Here is a 16,015-nt window from a genome sequence, read left to right as displayed (position 1 = left end):
CGAAACGGACTATGCGCGCCAGGATTTATAGCGGTTAATCAGACCGTTGGTCGAGCTATCGTGGCTGCTGACATCAGCGCCATCTTTCAGTTCCGGCAGAATACGGTTAGCCAGCTGTTTACCCAGCTCAACGCCCCACTGGTCGAAAGTGAAGATGTTGAGGATCGCGCCCTGAGTGAAGATCTTATGTTCATACAGCGCGATCAGCGCGCCGAGGCTGAACGGGGTGATTTCACGCAGCAGGATCGAGTTAGTCGGGCGGTTACCTTCGAAGACTTTGAACGGCACCACGTGATCCAGCGTTGCCGGATCTTTACCCTGATCGCGATACTCCTGCTCAACCACGTCACGCGATTTGCCGAACGCCAGCGCTTCGGTCTGCGCGAAGAAGTTGGACAGCAGCTTCGGATGGTGGTCAGAGAGCGGGTTGTGCGTTACCGCTGGCGCGATGAAATCGCACGGCACCATTTTGGTTCCCTGGTGGATCAGCTGGTAGAACGCATGCTGGCCGTTGGTACCCGGCTCACCCCAGATAATCGGGCCGGTCTGGTAGTCCACGGCGTTACCGCTGCGGTCAACGTATTTGCCGTTAGATTCCATGTTGCCCTGCTGGAAGTAGGCAGCAAAGCGGTGCATATACTGGTCGTACGGCAGAATAGCTTCGGTTTCTGCGCCGAAGAAGTTGTTGTACCAGATACCGATCAGCGCCAGCAGCACCGGCAGGTTTTGCTCAGCCGGCGTGGTGGAGAAGTGTTTATCCATCGCGTGCGCGCCGGACAGCAGCTCAACGAAGTTGTCAAAACCAACGGAGAGGATGATCGACAGGCCGATCGCCGACCACAGGGAGTAGCGGCCGCCAACCCAATCCCAGAATTCAAACATGTTGGCGGTGTCGATACCAAACTCGCCCACCGCTTTACCGTTGGTGGAGAGCGCCGCGAAGTGTTTCGCCACGTGTTTGTCATCGCCCGCGGTTGCCAGGAACCAGTCGCGCGCGCTGTGGGCGTTGGTCATCGTTTCCTGGGTGGTAAAGGTTTTTGATGCCACCAGGAACAGCGTCGTTTCCGGATTCACGCCTTTCAGCACTTCCGCAATGTGGGTGCCGTCGACGTTGGAAACAAAGTGCATATTGAGGTGGTTTTTGTACGGACGCAGCGCTTCGGTCACCATAAACGGACCGAGGTCGGAGCCGCCGATACCGATGTTAACCACATCGGTAATCGCCTTGCCGGTATAGCCTTTCCAGCTGCCGGAGATGATCGCTTCAGAGAAGGTTTTCATCTTCTCCAGCACCGCGTTGACTTCCGGCATCACATCTTTGCCGTCAACGATGATTGGGGTATTGCTCCGGTTGCGCAGCGCGACGTGCAGCACGGCACGGTCTTCGGTACGGTTGATTTTCTCGCCGGAGAACATCGATTTGATGGCGCCTGCCAGATCGGTCTCTTTGGCCAGATCCTGCAGTTTCGCCAGCGTCTCTTCGGTAATGCGGTTTTTGGAGAAATCCACCAGCATCAGATCGTCGAACGTTGCGGAAAACTTAGTAAAACGATCGCTATCTTTCGCGAAAAGCTCGCTGATAGTGACGTCTTTCATTTCATCAAAGTGTTTCTGTAGCGCCTGCCAGGCAGATGTCTGCGTTGGGTTGATGTTTTTCATGAGCAATACTCTTCTGATTTGAGAATTGTGACTGCGGTCGATTGTAGCGCCGGAGGCAAAAAATTGTGATGATTTTTGTGTTATGCCGTTGACGCGCGTCAGGAACAGGGTCAGATCAGGGTAAAAAAACACTACCAGTATAGACATAAACCCGGGCAAAGCGCCCCGCGCCAGCGTGCGGGGGGATCGTCCCCAGGCATCGGGCAGAGCGGCGGACTCCCGGCCACCGGGCGGCGGCCCGGCGGAGAGCGGCCGGGCTCATCATAAGGCTTTTTGCTGTTAATCGCCCGCGCATGAAAAATCCGCATAACCGCAGCGTTGACATACCCCCTCCGAAGCCTTTATATAGCTGCACTACCTGCGTATAACCAGGTATGTATTGCTCGCGCATTTCACGCTACAGCGAAAGGGTTTTGCAGGGGCTATCATGACCAGCGCTCCCAGGCAAAGTGAAAGACGTCGGTAATTGCCAGAAGAGGTGCGTTGCCCAGGTAACCGTATTGGAGGAACCAGTCCGGGGAAAATACGTGAGGGGGAGCAACGCCGAGGTGAAAGAGCGTCTGGTACGTTCATCACCGGCCACAGGGGCTGAATCCCCTGGGTTGTCACCAGAAACGTTCGCAGTCGGGCGTTTCATACTCAGGAACTGACGTAAAAGGTCGGGGAACGGGTCTACAAGGTGGAGCACTTCTGGGTGACATCGTAGCTGTTTATCTCTCTGCGCCCACCCTGTTTTTCGCTCTTCCCTTGTGCCATGGCTGAATAATTTGGCCTGGCTTATTAAGACATTTTATTACTGTTAGGTTGTGTCCAGCCCAAACCCAATCAGGAATCGTTTTAATAAGTCAGGCCCCCCTGACACGAGGTTGTTATGACAGATTTAGTTGTAGCCAAATTTGGCGGCACCAGCGTTGCCGATTTCGATGCCATGAATCGCAGCGTTGACGTTGCGTTGATTGATGAAAACACTCGTGTAGTGGTGCTGTCTGCCTCTGCGGGTGTAACCAATCTTCTGGTCGCGTTAGCTGACGGGCTGGAACCCACCGAGCGTTTCGATAAGCTCGAAGCGCTGCGCCAGATTCAGTTCAATATTCTTGAACGCCTGCGCTATCCCAACGTGATTCGCGAAGAGATCGAGCGCCTGCTGGAGAACATCACCACCCTGGCGGAAGCCGCCGCGCTGGCAAGCTCGACGGCGCTGACCGATGAGCTGGTCAGCCACGGCGAACTGATGTCCACCCTGCTGTTCGTCGAAATCCTTCGCGAACGCGGCATTGCCGCCCAGTGGTTTGACGTCCGTAAAGTGATGCGCACCAGCGATCGCTTCGGCCGCGCCGAGCCCGATGTCGCCGCCCTGGCAGAGCTAACCCAGCTGCAGCTGACGCCGCGCCTTGCCGAAGGTCTGGTGGTCACCCAGGGCTTTATCGGCAGCGAAGCGAAAGGCCGCACCACCACCCTCGGCCGCGGAGGCAGTGATTACACCGCCGCCCTGTTGGGTGAAGCCCTCAACGCCAGCCGCGTCGATATCTGGACCGATGTCCCGGGCATCTACACCACCGACCCGCGCGTTGCCCCGGCGGCAAAACGGATCGACGTTATCGCCTTTGCCGAAGCCGCCGAGATGGCGACGTTTGGCGCTAAGGTGCTGCATCCGGCCACGCTGCTTCCCGCAGTGCGTAGCGATATTCCGGTCTTCGTCGGCTCCAGTAAAGAACCGAAAGCCGGCGGCACGCTGGTGTGCAATAAAACCGAACACCCACCGCTGTTCCGCGCGCTGGCGCTGCGCCGTCGGCAGACGCTGCTGACCCTGCACAGCCTGAATATGCTGCACTCCCGCGGCTTCCTGGCCGAAGTGTTCGGCATTCTGGCGCGCCATAATATCTCCGTGGATCTGATCACCACGTCAGAAGTCAGCGTTGCCCTGACTATGGATACCACCGGCTCAACCTCAGCCACCGATACGCTGCTCACCCAGGCGCTGCTGACCGAGCTCTCCTCCCTGTGCCGCGTAGAAGTGGAGCAGGATCTGGCGCTGGTCGCGCTGATCGGCAACGATCTATCGAGAGCCTGCGGCGTCGGCAAAGAGGTCTTCGGCGTACTGGAGCCGTTCAACATTCGCATGATCTGCTACGGCGCATCCAGCCATAACCTCTGTTTCCTGGTGCCGGGCGTAGATGCTGAGAAGGTCGTGCAGAAGCTGCATCATAATTTGTTTGAATAATATTCCTCCACGCGATAAATATTACCTATAGCCGGGCTCGAACCCGGCTTTTTTATAACTATATCAACACAACCTACTCGCAATCGTTCGGGCAGCAGGCGCAGCCAGCCTGGAAGATGACGAGCCAATTGCAAGGAAACCAACATGCTCGCTATGCTGACACGGCTGTTCCCGCTCTGGGCGCTGCTGCTCTCCGTTCTGGCCTATTACACGCCGGCCACCTTTACCCCCATCGGCCCCTGGGTCACCACCCTGCTGATGCTCATCATGTTCGGGATGGGCGTGCACCTGAAGCTGGAAGATTTTAAGCGCGTGCTGTCGCGCCCGGCGCCGGTTGCGGCGGGGATTTTCCTGCATTACCTGGTGATGCCGCTCGCCGCCTGGGCGCTGGCGCTGCTTTTCCGCATGCCGCCGGAGCTGTCGGCCGGGATGGTGCTGGTGGGCAGCGTTGCCAGCGGTACGGCATCTAACGTAATGATCTACCTGGCGAAAGGTGATGTGGCGCTCTCGGTCACCATCTCTTCCGTCTCTACGCTGGTTGGCGTGGTGGCGACGCCGCTGCTGACGCGTCTGTACGTCGATGCGCATATTCAGGTCGACGTCGCGGGCATGCTGCTCAGCATCCTGCAAATCGTGGTTATCCCGATTGCGCTGGGGCTTTTCATTCATCATCTGCTGCCGAAGGTGGTGAAGGCGGTCGAGCCTTTCCTGCCCGCGTTTTCCATGCTCTGCATTCTGGCGATCATCAGCGCCGTGGTGGCCGGCTCCGCTTCGCACATTGCCTCCGTTGGCCTGGTGGTGATTGTTGCGGTGATCCTGCATAACGCCATCGGGCTGCTCGGCGGCTACTGGGGCGGACGGCTGTTTGGTTTTGATGAGTCGACCTGCCGCACGCTGGCCATTGAGGTAGGGATGCAAAACTCCGGACTGGCGGCGGCGCTGGGGAAAATCTACTTCGGTCCTCTTGCCGCCCTGCCCGGCGCGCTGTTCTCGGTCTGGCACAACCTTTCCGGATCGCTGCTGGCCGGCTACTGGTCCGCTAAGCCGACGGAGAGGAAAGAGGAGTAGCGCCACGCCTTCGTCGCCCGGCCAGGCCGCTCACCGTGCCTGGCCGGGCGTTTTCCCGCCCTCTCAGCGCTTAGCGCGGTAACCAGACTGTCAGTCGACCCCGTATTGCCGTACACTGAATTATCGGCTGACTGAGGGTTCTACTATGGCACTTCCCCGCATTACGCAACAAGACATGACCGAGCGCGAGCAGCGCGAGCTAAAAACGCTGCTTGACCGGGCGAGAATCGCGCACGGCCGTCTGCTGACCAACGCAGAAACCAACGCCGTAAAAAAAGAGTACATCGATAAGCTGATGGTGCTGCGCGAAGCTGAAGCAAAAAAGGCCCGCCAGTTAAAGAAAAAGCAGGCCTATAAACCCGACAGCGACGCGTCATTCTCCTGGTCGGCAAGCACGCCGACGCGCGGCAGGCGCTAACGCCCTTTCTTTTTACGTCCCGGCTGGTTAAAACGTTTCCCGTTTGCCGCCGGGCGTCCTTTCTCGCTGTTCTTTTCCACGTTCACCACCGGGCGCTTGATGCTCGCCGTTTTCGGCTTCGCTTTCGCCTTCGGTTTGGCCTCAGAGGACGAATTCTCGATCAGCTTAAATAGCGCAACCAGCTCATCATCCGTCAGATCGCGCCACTCGCCGAGGGGTAATCCCGACAGGCCAATATTCATAATCCGCGTGCGCTCAAGCTTAGTCACCTCATAGCCAAAATGTTCGCACATCCGGCGAATCTGCCGGTTAAGCCCCTGAACCAGGGTAATGCGGAAGACGAACGGCGCTTCTTTTTTCACTTTGCACTTCTTCGTCACCGTGCCGAGGATCGGTACGCCCGCCCCCAGCACGCGCACGAACTCGTCGGTAACCGGCTTATCGACGGTCACCAGGTACTCTTTTTCGTGATCGTTTCCGGCGCGCAGGATCTTATTCACCAGATCGCCATGATTGGTCAGAAAGATCAGCCCCTGAGAGTCCTTATCCAGCCGGCCGATAGGGAAAACGCGTTTGCTATGGTTCACAAAATCGACGATGTTGTCGCGTTCGCTGTCCTCGGTGGTGCTGACGATCCCCACCGGTTTATTCAGCGCGATAAACACCAGGTCCTCCGCTTCACGCGGCTCGATCGACTGACCGTTGACCTTCACCACATCGCCTGGGACGACCCGATCGCCAATGGTGGCGCGCTTGCCGTTGAGGAAAACGTTACCTTGTTCAATGTAGCGATCCGCCTCGCGACGCGAGCAAATTCCGCTTTCACTGATGTATTTATTGAGTCGGGTTGATGAGTCGGGCAGCATAACGTCTCCTGAAACACTTCATCCTTCAAGTTGTCTCCGTGTTGGCTACGCTCACTCATCCCAGCCACATAGATTTCTATGCTGCCGGGAGTTCGTTCTCTTGCCGCCTTGATAAAACTTGAATGCTTGTATGTTTAAAACGAGAAATATACCTCAGCCGGCGAGCAATCGAAAATAATCACGCGCCGGCGCGCTGCCGCTAAATGTGATCTGCCGCGTCTTTCTACACAAAAGTGTCCTACGGAACCGCCTGCAACTTTGCCCAGCGAAAATAAGCAGAATCAAGCGATTAGGCAATCCAGCACAAAGGTGCCAGCCGCCGACGGGCTGATAATCAAATGTGCAATATAAACGCCCGACATATCGTAATGAAATGGGCGAAAATTGCTTTGTGGTCGGCCGTTGATAGGGTTATATCAGATCAAGGCAGCAATAACGTGATTTGCACAAATGTGCAGGAGCCCGCAGATGACCACCGAAAATAGCGACGACATCCGCTTAATCGTGAAAATTGCCCAGCTCTATTATGAGCAGGACATGACCCAGGCGCAGATTGCCCGCGAGCTGGGGATTTACCGCACCACGATTAGCCGTCTGCTAAAACGCGGCCGCGAGCAGGGTATCGTCACTATCGCCATCAACTATGACTACAACGAAAATCTGTGGCTGGAGCAGCAGCTGAAGCAAAAATTTGCCCTTAAAGAAGCGGTGGTGGCTTCCTGTAGCTCGGCGCAGGAAGAGGACCAGCTCAATACCATCGGGCAACACGGCGCTCAGCTGGTCGATCGGCTGCTGGAGCCCGGCGATATCATCGGCTTTTCCTGGGGACGCGCGGTGCGGGCGCTGGTAGAAACGCTGCCGCAGGCCAGCCAGTCGCGGCAGGCGATCTGCGTACCGATTATCGGCGGCCCCTCCGGTAAGCTGGAGAGCCGCTACCACGTCAACACCTTGACCTATAGCGCGGCGGCGAAGCTGAAGGCCGAGTCGCATCTCGCCGACTTCCCGGCGCTGCTGGAAAATACCCTGATCCGTAACGGTATCATGCAGTCCAGGCACTTTCAGACCATCTCGTCCTACTGGGACAATCTGGATATTGCGCTGGTGGGCATCGGTTCACCGGCGATCCGCGACGGCGCTAACTGGCATGCGTTTTACGGCAGCGAAGAGAGCGACGATCTCAACGCCCGTCACGTCGCCGGCGATATTTGCTCGCGTTTTTACGATATCAACGGCGGCGTCGTTGAAACCAATATGAACGAAAAAACCCTCTCTATTGATATCGCCAAACTGAAGCACGCGCGCTATTCCGTGGGCATCGCCATCGGCGAGGAAAAATATAGCGGGATCGTCGGCGCCCTGAACGGCGGCTACATTAATTGCCTGGTCACTAACAGAGAAACGGCTGAGTTATTACTGAAATAAAATAAGAATATCTATTCACGCAGCCTGTGCTGCGCGGACTCCCTTTATCTAAATAACGAGACTACGATGATGAAAACATGGTTAAACCTCAAAGATAAAATAGTTATTGTCACCGGTGGCGCCTCCGGGATCGGGCTGGCTATTGTCGATGAATTAATTAAACAAGGCGCCAACGTGCACATGGCAGATATTCACGGCGGCGACAAATATCATGATAGTGAAAATTATACGTTCTGGCCGACCGATATTTCCAGCGCCAGCGAAGTGAATCACAGCGTCGAGCAGATTATTCAGCGCTGCGGACGTATTGACGGCCTGGTGAATAACGCCGGGGTTAACTTTCCCCGGCTGTTAGTTGATGAAAAGGCGCCCGCCGGCCGCTATGAGCTGAATGAAGCGGCTTTTGAGAAAATGGTCAACATTAACCAAAAAGGCGTCTTTTTAATGTCGCAGGCGGTAGCCCGGCAGATGGTGAAACAGCGCGAGGGGGTGATTGTTAACGTCTCGTCAGAAAGCGGGCTGGAAGGCTCTGAGGGCCAGAGCTGCTATGCGGCCACCAAGGCGGCGCTGAATAGCTTCACCCGTTCATGGTCGAAAGAGCTGGGAAAACACGGTATCCGCGTGGTGGGCGTCGCGCCGGGCATTCTGGAAAAAACCGGGCTGCGCACGCCGGAGTATGAAGAAGCGCTGGCCTGGACGCGCGGCATCACCGTTGAACAGCTGCGCGAGGGCTACAGCAAAAACTCGATTCCCATCGGCCGCTCCGGGCGTCTGAGCGAGGTTGCGGACTACGTTTGCTACCTGCTTTCAGAGCGTGCGAGCTATATAACCGGAGTAACCACTAACATTGCTGGCGGTAAAACCCGCGGTTAAGGAGATCGTATGGTCAACGCTATTTTCTGCGCCCACGGCCAGCTTGCCTGCGCCATGCTGGATTCCGTCCGCATGGTCTATGGCGACGTCAACGTCAGCGCCGTGGAGTTTGTCCCCGGGGAAAATGCCGGCGATATCGCCGCTAAGCTGGAAAAGTTAGTAAGCACCCACAGTACTGATGAGTGGCTGATTGCCGTCGATTTACAATGCGGCAGCCCGTGGAATGCCGCCGCCGGGCTGGCGATGAAAAACCCGCTGCTGCGGGTGATCAGCGGCCTCTCTCTGCCGCTGGCGCTGGAGCTGGTGGATAACCAGCAGACCATGAGCGCCGACGCCCTGTGCGACCATTTGAGCGCAGTTGCCAGCCAGTGCTGCGTGGTCTGGCGGCTCCCACAAACCGTTGAGGAGGATTTCTGATGAACATTACGCTCGCCCGCATCGATGACCGGCTGATCCACGGCCAGGTGACGACCGTCTGGTCCAAAGTGGCCAATGCCCAGCGCATTATTATCTGCAACGACGATGTTTATAACGATGAGGTACGCCGGACCTTACTCCGCCAGGCCGCGCCTCCGGGAATGAAGGTTAACGTCGTTAATCTCGAAAAAGCGGTTGCCGTTTATCATAATCCGCAATATCAAAATGAATCCGTTTTTTATTTATTTACCAATCCGCAAGACGTTTTAACTATGGTGCAGCAGGGGGTCAAAATAGCCACGCTAAATATCGGCGGCATGGCCTGGAGACCGGGGAAGAAACAGCTAACCAAAGCCGTTTCATTAGATCAAACGGATATTGACGCATTTCGCCAGCTGGACCAGCTCGGCGTTATTCTGGATTTACGCGTAGTGGCTTCCGATCCATCAATTAATATTCTCGACAAACTTGCTCAGCAGTCCGTTACAGAATAAGAACGCCTGTTTTAATACCCGGTCATGGCGGAAGCATCGCGGCGAACACTAAATAAATCACCGACAGCATAAATAACGATGTGACTGGTATAAGTGCCGTAACAGGCAGGGTTCCCTACACTTTAAAGGTTATAATTATGGAAATTAGTACCCTACAAATAATAGCCATATTTATTTTCTCCTGTATTGCCGGAATGGGCAGCGTGCTGGATGAATTCCAGACGCACCGCCCGTTAATCGCCTGTACGGTGATTGGTCTGATTCTCGGTGATTTAAAAACCGGAATTATGCTCGGGGGCACGCTGGAGCTGATCGCCCTCGGCTGGATGAACGTCGGCGCGGCGCAGTCTCCGGATTCAGCCTTAGCCAGCATCATTTCGGCCATTTTAGTCATCGTCGGCCATCAAAGCATCGCGACCGGTATCGCCATCGCGCTGCCGGTTGCCGCAGCAGGACAGGTGCTGACCGTCTTTGCCCGCACTATTACGGTGGTCTTCCAGCACGCGGCGGATAAAGCCGCCGAAGAGGCCCGCTTTCGCACCATCGATCTGCTGCACGTCTCGGCGCTTGGCGTTCAGGCATTACGCGTCGCCATTCCGGCGCTGGTGGTGTCGATGTTCGTCAGCGCCGATATGGTTAGCAGCATGCTGAATGCCATTCCAGAGTTCGTTACCCGCGGCCTGCAAATTGCCGGCGGTTTTATCGTCGTGGTCGGCTACGCCATGGTCCTGCGCATGATGGGCGTGAAATATCTGATGCCCTTCTTTTTCCTCGGCTTTCTCGCCGGCGGTTACCTCAACTTTAGCCTGCTGGCCTTCGGCGGCGTGGGGGTCATCATCGCGCTGATCTATATCCAGCTCAATCCGCAGTGGCGCAAGCCTGAACCCCAGGCTACCGCCGCCTCTTCCACCGCCCTTGACCAACTTGACGACTGATGGAGCAGACCATGGAACAGAAAAAACTCACGCAAGGCGACCTGGTTAGCATGTTTCTGCGCTCCAACCTGCAGCAGGCCTCTTTTAACTTCGAACGTATTCATGGCCTGGGATTTTGCTACGACATGATCCCGGCGATCAAACGCCTGTACCCGCTGAAGGAGGATCAGGTTGCGGCCCTCAAGCGTCACCTGGTGTTCTTCAATACCACACCCGCGGTTTGCGGCCCGGTGCTGGGCGTCACCGCCGCGATGGAAGAGGCGCGCGCCAACGGCGCGGCGATTGACGACGGCGCGATTAACGGCATCAAGGTCGGGCTGATGGGTCCGCTGGCCGGGGTCGGCGATCCGCTGGTCTGGGGAACCCTGCGTCCGATTACCGCCGCGCTCGGCGCCTCGCTGGCGCTCTCCGGCAATATTCTTGGTCCGCTGCTGTTCTTCTTTATTTTCAACGCGGTACGTCTGGCTATGAAGTGGTACGGCCTGCAGCTTGGCTTCCGTAAAGGGGTCAATATCGTCAGCGATATGGGCGGCAACCTGCTGCAAAAACTCACCGAGGGCGCCTCAATCCTCGGCCTGTTTGTAATGGGCGTGCTGGTGACGAAGTGGACCACCATCAACGTGCCGCTGGTGGTTTCCCAAACCCCGGGCGCTGACGGCGCCACCGTCACCATGACCGTACAGAACATCCTCGACCAGCTTTGCCCGGGCCTGCTGGCGCTGGGGCTGACCCTGCTGATGGTGCGCCTGCTCAATAAGAAGGTGAACCCGGTCTGGCTGATCTTCGCCCTGTTTGGCCTGGGGATTATCGGTAACGCGCTGGGCTTCCTGTCCTGATCTTTCGCCCCGGCGCTGCCGTCGGGGCGTCTTCAATAAACTGACCCCGTAAGATAAAGGGGATGAGGTGGTAAATATGAAAACTACGGCTCTACGTCTTTATGGCAAACGCGATCTGCGCCTGGAAACCTTCGAACTCCCGGCCATTGCGGATGATGAGATTCTCGCCCGGGTGGTCACCGACAGCCTGTGTCTCTCCTCATGGAAAGAGGCCAATCAGGGCGAGGACCACAAAAAGGTCCCGGACGATGTTGCGGTCAATCCGATCATCATCGGCCATGAGTTCTGCGGCGAAATCCTCGCGGTCGGCAAAAAGTGGCAGCATAAATTTCACGCCGGCCAGCGCTACGTCATCCAGGCCAACCTGCAGCTGCCGGATCGCCCGGATTGCCCCGGCTACTCCTTCCAGTGGATCGGCGGCGAAGCTACCCACGTGGTGATCCCCGATGAGGTGATGACGCAGGACTGCCTGCTCTCCTGGGAGGGCGATACCTGGTTTGAAGGCTCGCTGGTTGAGCCGCTGTCCTGCGTTATCGGCGCCTTCAACGCCAACTATCACCTGCAGGAAGGCACCTATAACCATACGATGGGCATCCGTCCGCAGGGGCGCACGCTGATCCTCGGCGGCACCGGTCCGATGGGCCTGCTGGCCATTGACTATGCTCTGCACGGCCCGATCAACCCCTCTCTGCTGGTGGTCACCGACACCAATAAACCCAAGCTGAGCTACGCCCGCCGGCACTATCCTTCAGAGCCGCAAACCCTGATCCACTACCTGGACGGCCGTGACGCCAGCCGGGAGACGCTGATGGCGCTGACCGGCGGCCACGGGTTTGACGATATTTTCGTTTTCGTGCCGAATGAGCAGCTCATCACTATGGCCTCCTCGCTGCTGGCCCCCGACGGCTGCCTGAACTTCTTCGCCGGCCCGCAGGATAAACAATTTAGCGCGCCGGTTAACTTTTACGACGTCCACTACGCCTTTACCCACTACGTCGGCACCTCGGGAGGCAACACTGACGATATGCGCGCCGCCGTTGCGCTGATGCAGGCGAAAAAGGTGCAGGCCGCGAAAGTGGTGACCCATATTCTTGGGCTCAATGCGGCGGGCGAAACCACCCTCGATTTACCGGCCGTCGGCGGCGGCAAGAAGCTGGTTTATACCGGGAAATCTATTCCGCTGACCCCGCTGGGCAGCATTGCCGATCCGGAGCTGGCGGCAATTATGGAGCGCCATCACGGGATCTGGTCCGGCGAAGCCGAACAGTATCTGCTGGCCCATGCGGAGGATATTACCCATGATTAATCGCGATACTCAGCTCTGCATGTCGCTGGCCAGCCGCCCGGGTAACTTCGGTACCCGTTTTCATAACTATCTGTATGAAAAGCTGGGGCTGAACTACATCTACAAGGCCTTTACGACGCAGGATATTGCGGCGGCGGTAAAAGGCGTTCGGGCGTTGGGCATTCGCGGCTGCGCGGTATCCATGCCGTTTAAAGAGAGCTGCATGCCGTTTCTCGACGCTATCGACCCTTCAGCAAAGGTGATTGATTCAGTCAATACCATCGTCAACGATAGCGGCAGGCTGACCGGCCTCAACACCGACTATATCGCGGTGAAAAGCCTGATCGACAGCCACCAGCTGGCGCGCACGGCGAAGGTGATGATTCAGGGCAGCGGCGGCATGGCGAAGGCGGTCATCGCCGCGTTTCGCGATGCTGGCTTCCGCGATGTCATTATCGCTGCCCGCAATCGCGATAGCGGCCTGGCGCTGGCAAAACAGTACGGCTTCCAGTGGCAGCCGCAGCCTGAGGGAATAGCGGCGGATATTCTGGTCAACGTGACCCCTCTCGGCATGGCGGGCGGGGAGTACGGCGAAACGCTGGCCTTCAGCCAGGACATGGTTGAAGGTGCCGACGTGGTATTCGACGTAGTGGCCCTACCGCCGGAAACGCCGCTGATCCGCCTGGCGCAGCGGCTGGAAAAACGCACCATCAGCGGAGCGGAAGTGATCGCCCTGCAGGCGGTCGAGCAGTTTGCGCTGTACACCGGCGTACGCCCGGACGAGGAGCTGGTCAGAGAAGCGGCAGCGTTTGCCCGCGCGGGCTAAACGCCAGCGGCGCCCGGAGATACGCGAGTCGTGATGCGCAGGTTGCGGCGGCGTGGAGTGCCGCAACCTGACAACATCGTGAGCCATGTCAGCGAGCGCGGAGGCAAGCGGTGGTAGGATCGCCAACCGACTTTGTCATTATGGCTATACCAAAGGACTTCAGGCGCAGTGGCGCATTTTGCGGCTCCGCCAATGCGCAAATAGCCTGAATGACGGTGGTTATCACGGAGAAAAGATGGAACTACTGCTACTCAGTAACTCAACGCTACCCGGCAAAGCATGGCTGGAACACGCGCTGCCGGTCATTTCCGGGCAGCTGAACGGCCGCCGTTCGGCGGTGTTTATCCCTTTTGCCGGCGTCACGCAGACCTGGGATGATTACACGGCAAAAACCGCTGCGGTTTTTGCCCCTCTGGGCGTTAGCGTCACGGGTATTCACAGCGTCGCGGATCCTGTCGCGGCGATTGAGACCGCCGACGTGGTCATCGTGGGCGGCGGCAATACCTTCCAGCTGCTCAAAGAGTGCCGCACGCGCGGCCTGCTGGCGCCGGTGGTGGACGTGGTCAAGCGCGGCGCGCTGTATATCGGCTGGAGCGCCGGCGCGAATCTCGCCTGCCCGACCATCCGCACCACTAACGATATGCCGATCGTCGACCCACAGGGGTTTGACGCCCTGGGGCTGTTCCCGCTGCAAATTAACCCACACTTCACCAACGCCCTGCCGGAAGGACATAAAGGCGAGACCCGCGAACAGCGGATCCGTGAACTGCTGGTCGTGGCGCCAGAGCTGGTGATTATCGGTTTGCCGGAAGGAAACTGGATTCAGGTTGCCGACGGTCACGCCACTCTCGGCGGCCCAAACCCGACGCTGGTGTTTACTGCCGGAAAAGAAGCGGTACCTGTCGAAGCCGGCCATCGGTTTTAACCGCCCTCCTCCTCTTCCCGCCGGGAAGAGTCGTTAGCCCGGCCGGCCGCAGCGCCTGCGGGATTTTCCCGGGGCGCTGCGGCCGGCGCGGCCTTATCGCTTAATAATCATCCCGCTCGTCATCTTCGTCCGGCTGCTCCATCACGCTGTAGGCGACCGAACAGAACAGCGAGTTGAGACGCTTCATATCGCCCAGCAGCCCCAGATGCAGCGAGCTGGTTTCAATGCTCTGCACGTTCTGCTGGTGCAGGCGATCGACGTGCGCATGCGCGTAGCGGCGGTTCATGATGCGGAAACGATGCTTGTTGCGGCGCAGGCGCCGGGCGCTCGGGACGTCGCTGGAGAAGAAGACCGACATCGCCAGCTGAAGGTTGCTCAGCAGCTGATCGTACAGGCCGTCCAGCTCCTTCAAGCCTTCAATGGAGAATGCCCGCCGCGCGGCCAGCGACTTATCGGCGATTTCGCTGCCCATTCTCTCGACGATATCGGAAGCCTGCTCGAGGTTGAGGGCCATTTCGATAATCTCCGCCCAGCGGCGAGACTCCTCTTCGGCCAGCTCATCTTTCGGCATCCGCGCCAGATAAAGCTTGATGGCGGTATAGAGCACGTTGATATCGTCAGCCATTCTGCGCAGCTCTTTCTCTTCCCGCGGCTCGCCGTGCATTACCTTACGCAGGCCGTCCAGCATCTGCTCCATGGCGTCGCCAATGCGCAGCGTCTCGCGAGCGGCATTGGCGAGCGCCAGGGCCGGCGTATCCAGCGCCGAGGTATCCAGATGCTTCGGTTTCAGGTGCAGATCGTGATCGGGCTCCTCATGAATCAAGCGCCTGCACAGCCGGGCCATCGGCTCCGCGAACGGCACCATCGCCACGCAGCGGATCAGGTTGTAGAAGACGTGGAAGTAAATCACCAGCTCCGCTTCCGGTAACGGTAGCTTGTGCATCGCATCGGCCAGCAGGTGGACAAAAGGCAGGATAATCAGGCTGCCCACCAGCTTAAACAGCAGGCTGCCAAGCGCGACGCGGCGCGCGGCGGCGTTGGCGGCGCTGTTGTTGATCATCGCCAGGATCCCGGAGCCGAGGTTCGCCCCGATCACCAGGCACAGCGCGACCGGAAAGGAAATCACGCCGGTGGAGGTAAGCGTTGCGGTTAACAGCACCGCCGCGAGGCTGGAGTAGCTAACGATGGCGAACATGGCGCCAATCAGCGCATCCAGCATGATATCGCCGGTCAGCGAGGCGAAAATAACCTGTACGCCGTTGGCCTGGGTGATGGGATGCACCGCCTGCACGATCAGCTCCAGCGCTAATAAAATCAGCCCCAGCCCGATACCGACCCGCCCCAGCTGTCCCGCGCGGGTTTGCTTGCGGCCAAGGAAGAAAATAACGCCGATAAAAATAAGCAGCGGCGAGAGCCATGAGAGGTCGAAAGTCAGCACCCTCGCCATCAGCGCGGTCCCCACGTCGGCGCCCAGCACAATCACCAGCGCCGGCGCCAGCGCGACCAGATCCTGGGCGACAAACGAGGTGACCAGCATGGTGGTGGCGTTGCTGCTCTGAACCAGAGCCGTTACGCCAATACCGGCGCAAAAGGCGAGCGGTTTTTTCTCGACGCTACTGCTGAGGACGGCGCGCAGGCGTGCGCCATAGACGCGCATCACGCCGGTACGAACAATATGGGTACCCCAAACCAGCAGGGCGACGGCAGAAAGCAGGTGCAGCAGAGTTAACACGGATTCTTGTTCTCCTTATTATCCGACGGATAAATGCA

The 16,015-nt window shown here is 57.9% G+C and carries 15 protein-coding genes and 1 riboswitch; of the genes, 12 read left to right on the top strand and 3 right to left on the bottom strand.

The window, feature by feature from the left end:
• Positions 1–9: 9 nt before the first annotated feature.
• On the bottom strand, positions 10–1,659 hold the full coding sequence (gene pgi / locus GO007_RS25530; protein ID WP_095104854.1) for a glucose-6-phosphate isomerase: 1,650 nt from the start codon (positions 1,657–1,659) through the stop codon (positions 10–12).
• A 465-nt stretch (positions 1,660–2,124) separates the two neighbouring features.
• Positions 2,125–2,357, top strand: a riboswitch (Lysine riboswitch).
• A 173-nt stretch (positions 2,358–2,530) separates the two neighbouring features.
• On the opposite strand from pgi, the gene lysC reads away from it, so the two are divergent.
• From lysC to GO007_RS25515, 3 genes are all read left to right on the top strand, one after another.
• Entirely contained in the window at positions 2,531–3,880 is a 1,350-nt protein-coding gene (gene lysC / locus GO007_RS25525; RefSeq protein ID WP_095104852.1) for a lysine-sensitive aspartokinase 3, read from the top strand.
• Between the two features lie 144 nt (positions 3,881–4,024).
• Positions 4,025–4,948 (top strand): ketopantoate/pantoate/pantothenate transporter PanS, encoded by a 924-nt coding sequence (gene panS / locus GO007_RS25520; RefSeq protein ID WP_095104850.1) that lies wholly within the window; start codon positions 4,025–4,027, stop codon positions 4,946–4,948.
• Positions 4,949–5,093: 145 nt separating this feature from the next.
• Positions 5,094–5,366, top strand: a complete 273-nt coding sequence (locus GO007_RS25515; protein ID WP_041143578.1) for a YjbD family protein — start codon at positions 5,094–5,096, stop codon at positions 5,364–5,366.
• On the opposite strand, the gene rluF is transcribed toward GO007_RS25515, so the two are convergent.
• Entirely contained in the window at positions 5,363–6,232 is an 870-nt protein-coding gene (rluF, locus tag GO007_RS25510; RefSeq protein ID WP_095104848.1) for a 23S rRNA pseudouridine(2604) synthase RluF, read from the bottom strand. The two genes, GO007_RS25515 and rluF, sit on opposite strands and share 4 nt — an antisense overlap.
• A gap of 468 nt (positions 6,233–6,700) precedes the next feature.
• On the opposite strand from rluF, the gene GO007_RS25505 reads away from it, so the two are divergent.
• The 9 genes from GO007_RS25505 to pepE all read left to right on the top strand — a co-directional run bounded on the left by GO007_RS25505 (position 6,701) and on the right by pepE (position 14,245).
• Positions 6,701–7,654, top strand: a complete 954-nt coding sequence (locus GO007_RS25505) for a sugar-binding transcriptional regulator (RefSeq protein ID WP_095104846.1) — start codon at positions 6,701–6,703, stop codon at positions 7,652–7,654.
• A gap of 69 nt (positions 7,655–7,723) precedes the next feature.
• Complete coding sequence (locus GO007_RS25500; RefSeq protein ID WP_095104985.1) at positions 7,724–8,527, top strand: SDR family oxidoreductase; 804 nt, start codon at positions 7,724–7,726, stop codon at positions 8,525–8,527.
• A gap of 9 nt (positions 8,528–8,536) precedes the next feature.
• On the top strand, positions 8,537–8,944 hold the full coding sequence (locus GO007_RS25495; protein ID WP_095104830.1) for a mannose/fructose/sorbose PTS transporter subunit IIA: 408 nt from the start codon (positions 8,537–8,539) through the stop codon (positions 8,942–8,944).
• Positions 8,944–9,438, top strand: a complete 495-nt coding sequence (locus GO007_RS25490; protein ID WP_041143573.1) for a PTS sugar transporter subunit IIB — start codon at positions 8,944–8,946, stop codon at positions 9,436–9,438. Before GO007_RS25495 ends, GO007_RS25490 begins: the two co-directional genes overlap by 1 nt.
• Positions 9,439–9,575: 137 nt before the next feature.
• Positions 9,576–10,373 (top strand): PTS mannose/fructose/sorbose transporter subunit IIC, encoded by a 798-nt coding sequence (locus GO007_RS25485; RefSeq protein WP_095104828.1) that lies wholly within the window; start codon positions 9,576–9,578, stop codon positions 10,371–10,373.
• An 11-nt stretch (positions 10,374–10,384) separates the two neighbouring features.
• Positions 10,385–11,209, top strand: coding sequence for a PTS system mannose/fructose/sorbose family transporter subunit IID (locus GO007_RS25480; protein ID WP_041143571.1), 825 nt, complete (start codon positions 10,385–10,387; stop codon positions 11,207–11,209).
• A gap of 76 nt (positions 11,210–11,285) precedes the next feature.
• Entirely contained in the window at positions 11,286–12,515 is a 1,230-nt protein-coding gene (gene sorE / locus GO007_RS25475; protein ID WP_095104826.1) for an L-sorbose 1-phosphate reductase, read from the top strand.
• The gene (locus GO007_RS25470) at positions 12,508–13,320 is read left to right on the top strand and encodes a shikimate 5-dehydrogenase (protein ID WP_095104824.1); all 813 of its coding nucleotides are present in this window, start codon (positions 12,508–12,510) and stop codon (positions 13,318–13,320) included. Before sorE ends, GO007_RS25470 begins: the two co-directional genes overlap by 8 nt.
• A 235-nt stretch (positions 13,321–13,555) precedes the next feature.
• Positions 13,556–14,245: a dipeptidase PepE gene (gene pepE, locus GO007_RS25465; protein WP_095104822.1), complete on the top strand. Its 690-nt coding sequence runs from the start codon at positions 13,556–13,558 to the stop codon at positions 14,243–14,245.
• A 100-nt stretch (positions 14,246–14,345) separates the two neighbouring features.
• On the opposite strand, the gene GO007_RS25460 is transcribed toward pepE, so the two are convergent.
• Entirely contained in the window at positions 14,346–15,977 is a 1,632-nt protein-coding gene (locus GO007_RS25460; RefSeq protein WP_095104820.1) for a Na/Pi cotransporter family protein, read from the bottom strand.
• Positions 15,978–16,015: the final 38 nt, after the last annotated feature.

It is taken from the genome of Klebsiella sp. 10-1, assembly GCF_009758445.1.
Taxonomy (GTDB): domain Bacteria; phylum Pseudomonadota; class Gammaproteobacteria; order Enterobacterales; family Enterobacteriaceae; genus Klebsiella; species Klebsiella scottii.
The sequence above is the reverse complement of the archived record's forward strand: the minus strand, read 5'-3'. Positions and strand labels throughout refer to the sequence as shown.

Excerpts from the sequence above, each read along its gene's own strand:
- pgi (WP_095104854.1), bottom strand. The coding sequence starts at position 1,659 with ATGAAAAACATCAACCCAACGCAGACATCTGCCTGGCAGGCGCTACAG.
- lysC (WP_095104852.1), top strand. The coding sequence starts at position 2,531 with ATGACAGATTTAGTTGTAGCCAAATTTGGCGGCACCAGCGTTGCCGAT.
- panS (WP_095104850.1), top strand. The coding sequence starts at position 4,025 with ATGCTCGCTATGCTGACACGGCTGTTCCCGCTCTGGGCGCTGCTGCTC.
- GO007_RS25515 (WP_041143578.1), top strand. The coding sequence starts at position 5,094 with ATGGCACTTCCCCGCATTACGCAACAAGACATGACCGAGCGCGAGCAG.
- rluF (WP_095104848.1), bottom strand. The coding sequence starts at position 6,232 with ATGCTGCCCGACTCATCAACCCGACTCAATAAATACATCAGTGAAAGC.
- GO007_RS25505 (WP_095104846.1), top strand. The coding sequence starts at position 6,701 with ATGACCACCGAAAATAGCGACGACATCCGCTTAATCGTGAAAATTGCC.
- GO007_RS25500 (WP_095104985.1), top strand. The coding sequence starts at position 7,724 with ATGAAAACATGGTTAAACCTCAAAGATAAAATAGTTATTGTCACCGGT.
- GO007_RS25495 (WP_095104830.1), top strand. The coding sequence starts at position 8,537 with ATGGTCAACGCTATTTTCTGCGCCCACGGCCAGCTTGCCTGCGCCATG.
- GO007_RS25490 (WP_041143573.1), top strand. The coding sequence starts at position 8,944 with ATGAACATTACGCTCGCCCGCATCGATGACCGGCTGATCCACGGCCAG.
- GO007_RS25485 (WP_095104828.1), top strand. The coding sequence starts at position 9,576 with ATGGAAATTAGTACCCTACAAATAATAGCCATATTTATTTTCTCCTGT.
- GO007_RS25480 (WP_041143571.1), top strand. The coding sequence starts at position 10,385 with ATGGAACAGAAAAAACTCACGCAAGGCGACCTGGTTAGCATGTTTCTG.
- sorE (WP_095104826.1), top strand. The coding sequence starts at position 11,286 with ATGAAAACTACGGCTCTACGTCTTTATGGCAAACGCGATCTGCGCCTG.
- GO007_RS25470 (WP_095104824.1), top strand. The coding sequence starts at position 12,508 with ATGATTAATCGCGATACTCAGCTCTGCATGTCGCTGGCCAGCCGCCCG.
- pepE (WP_095104822.1), top strand. The coding sequence starts at position 13,556 with ATGGAACTACTGCTACTCAGTAACTCAACGCTACCCGGCAAAGCATGG.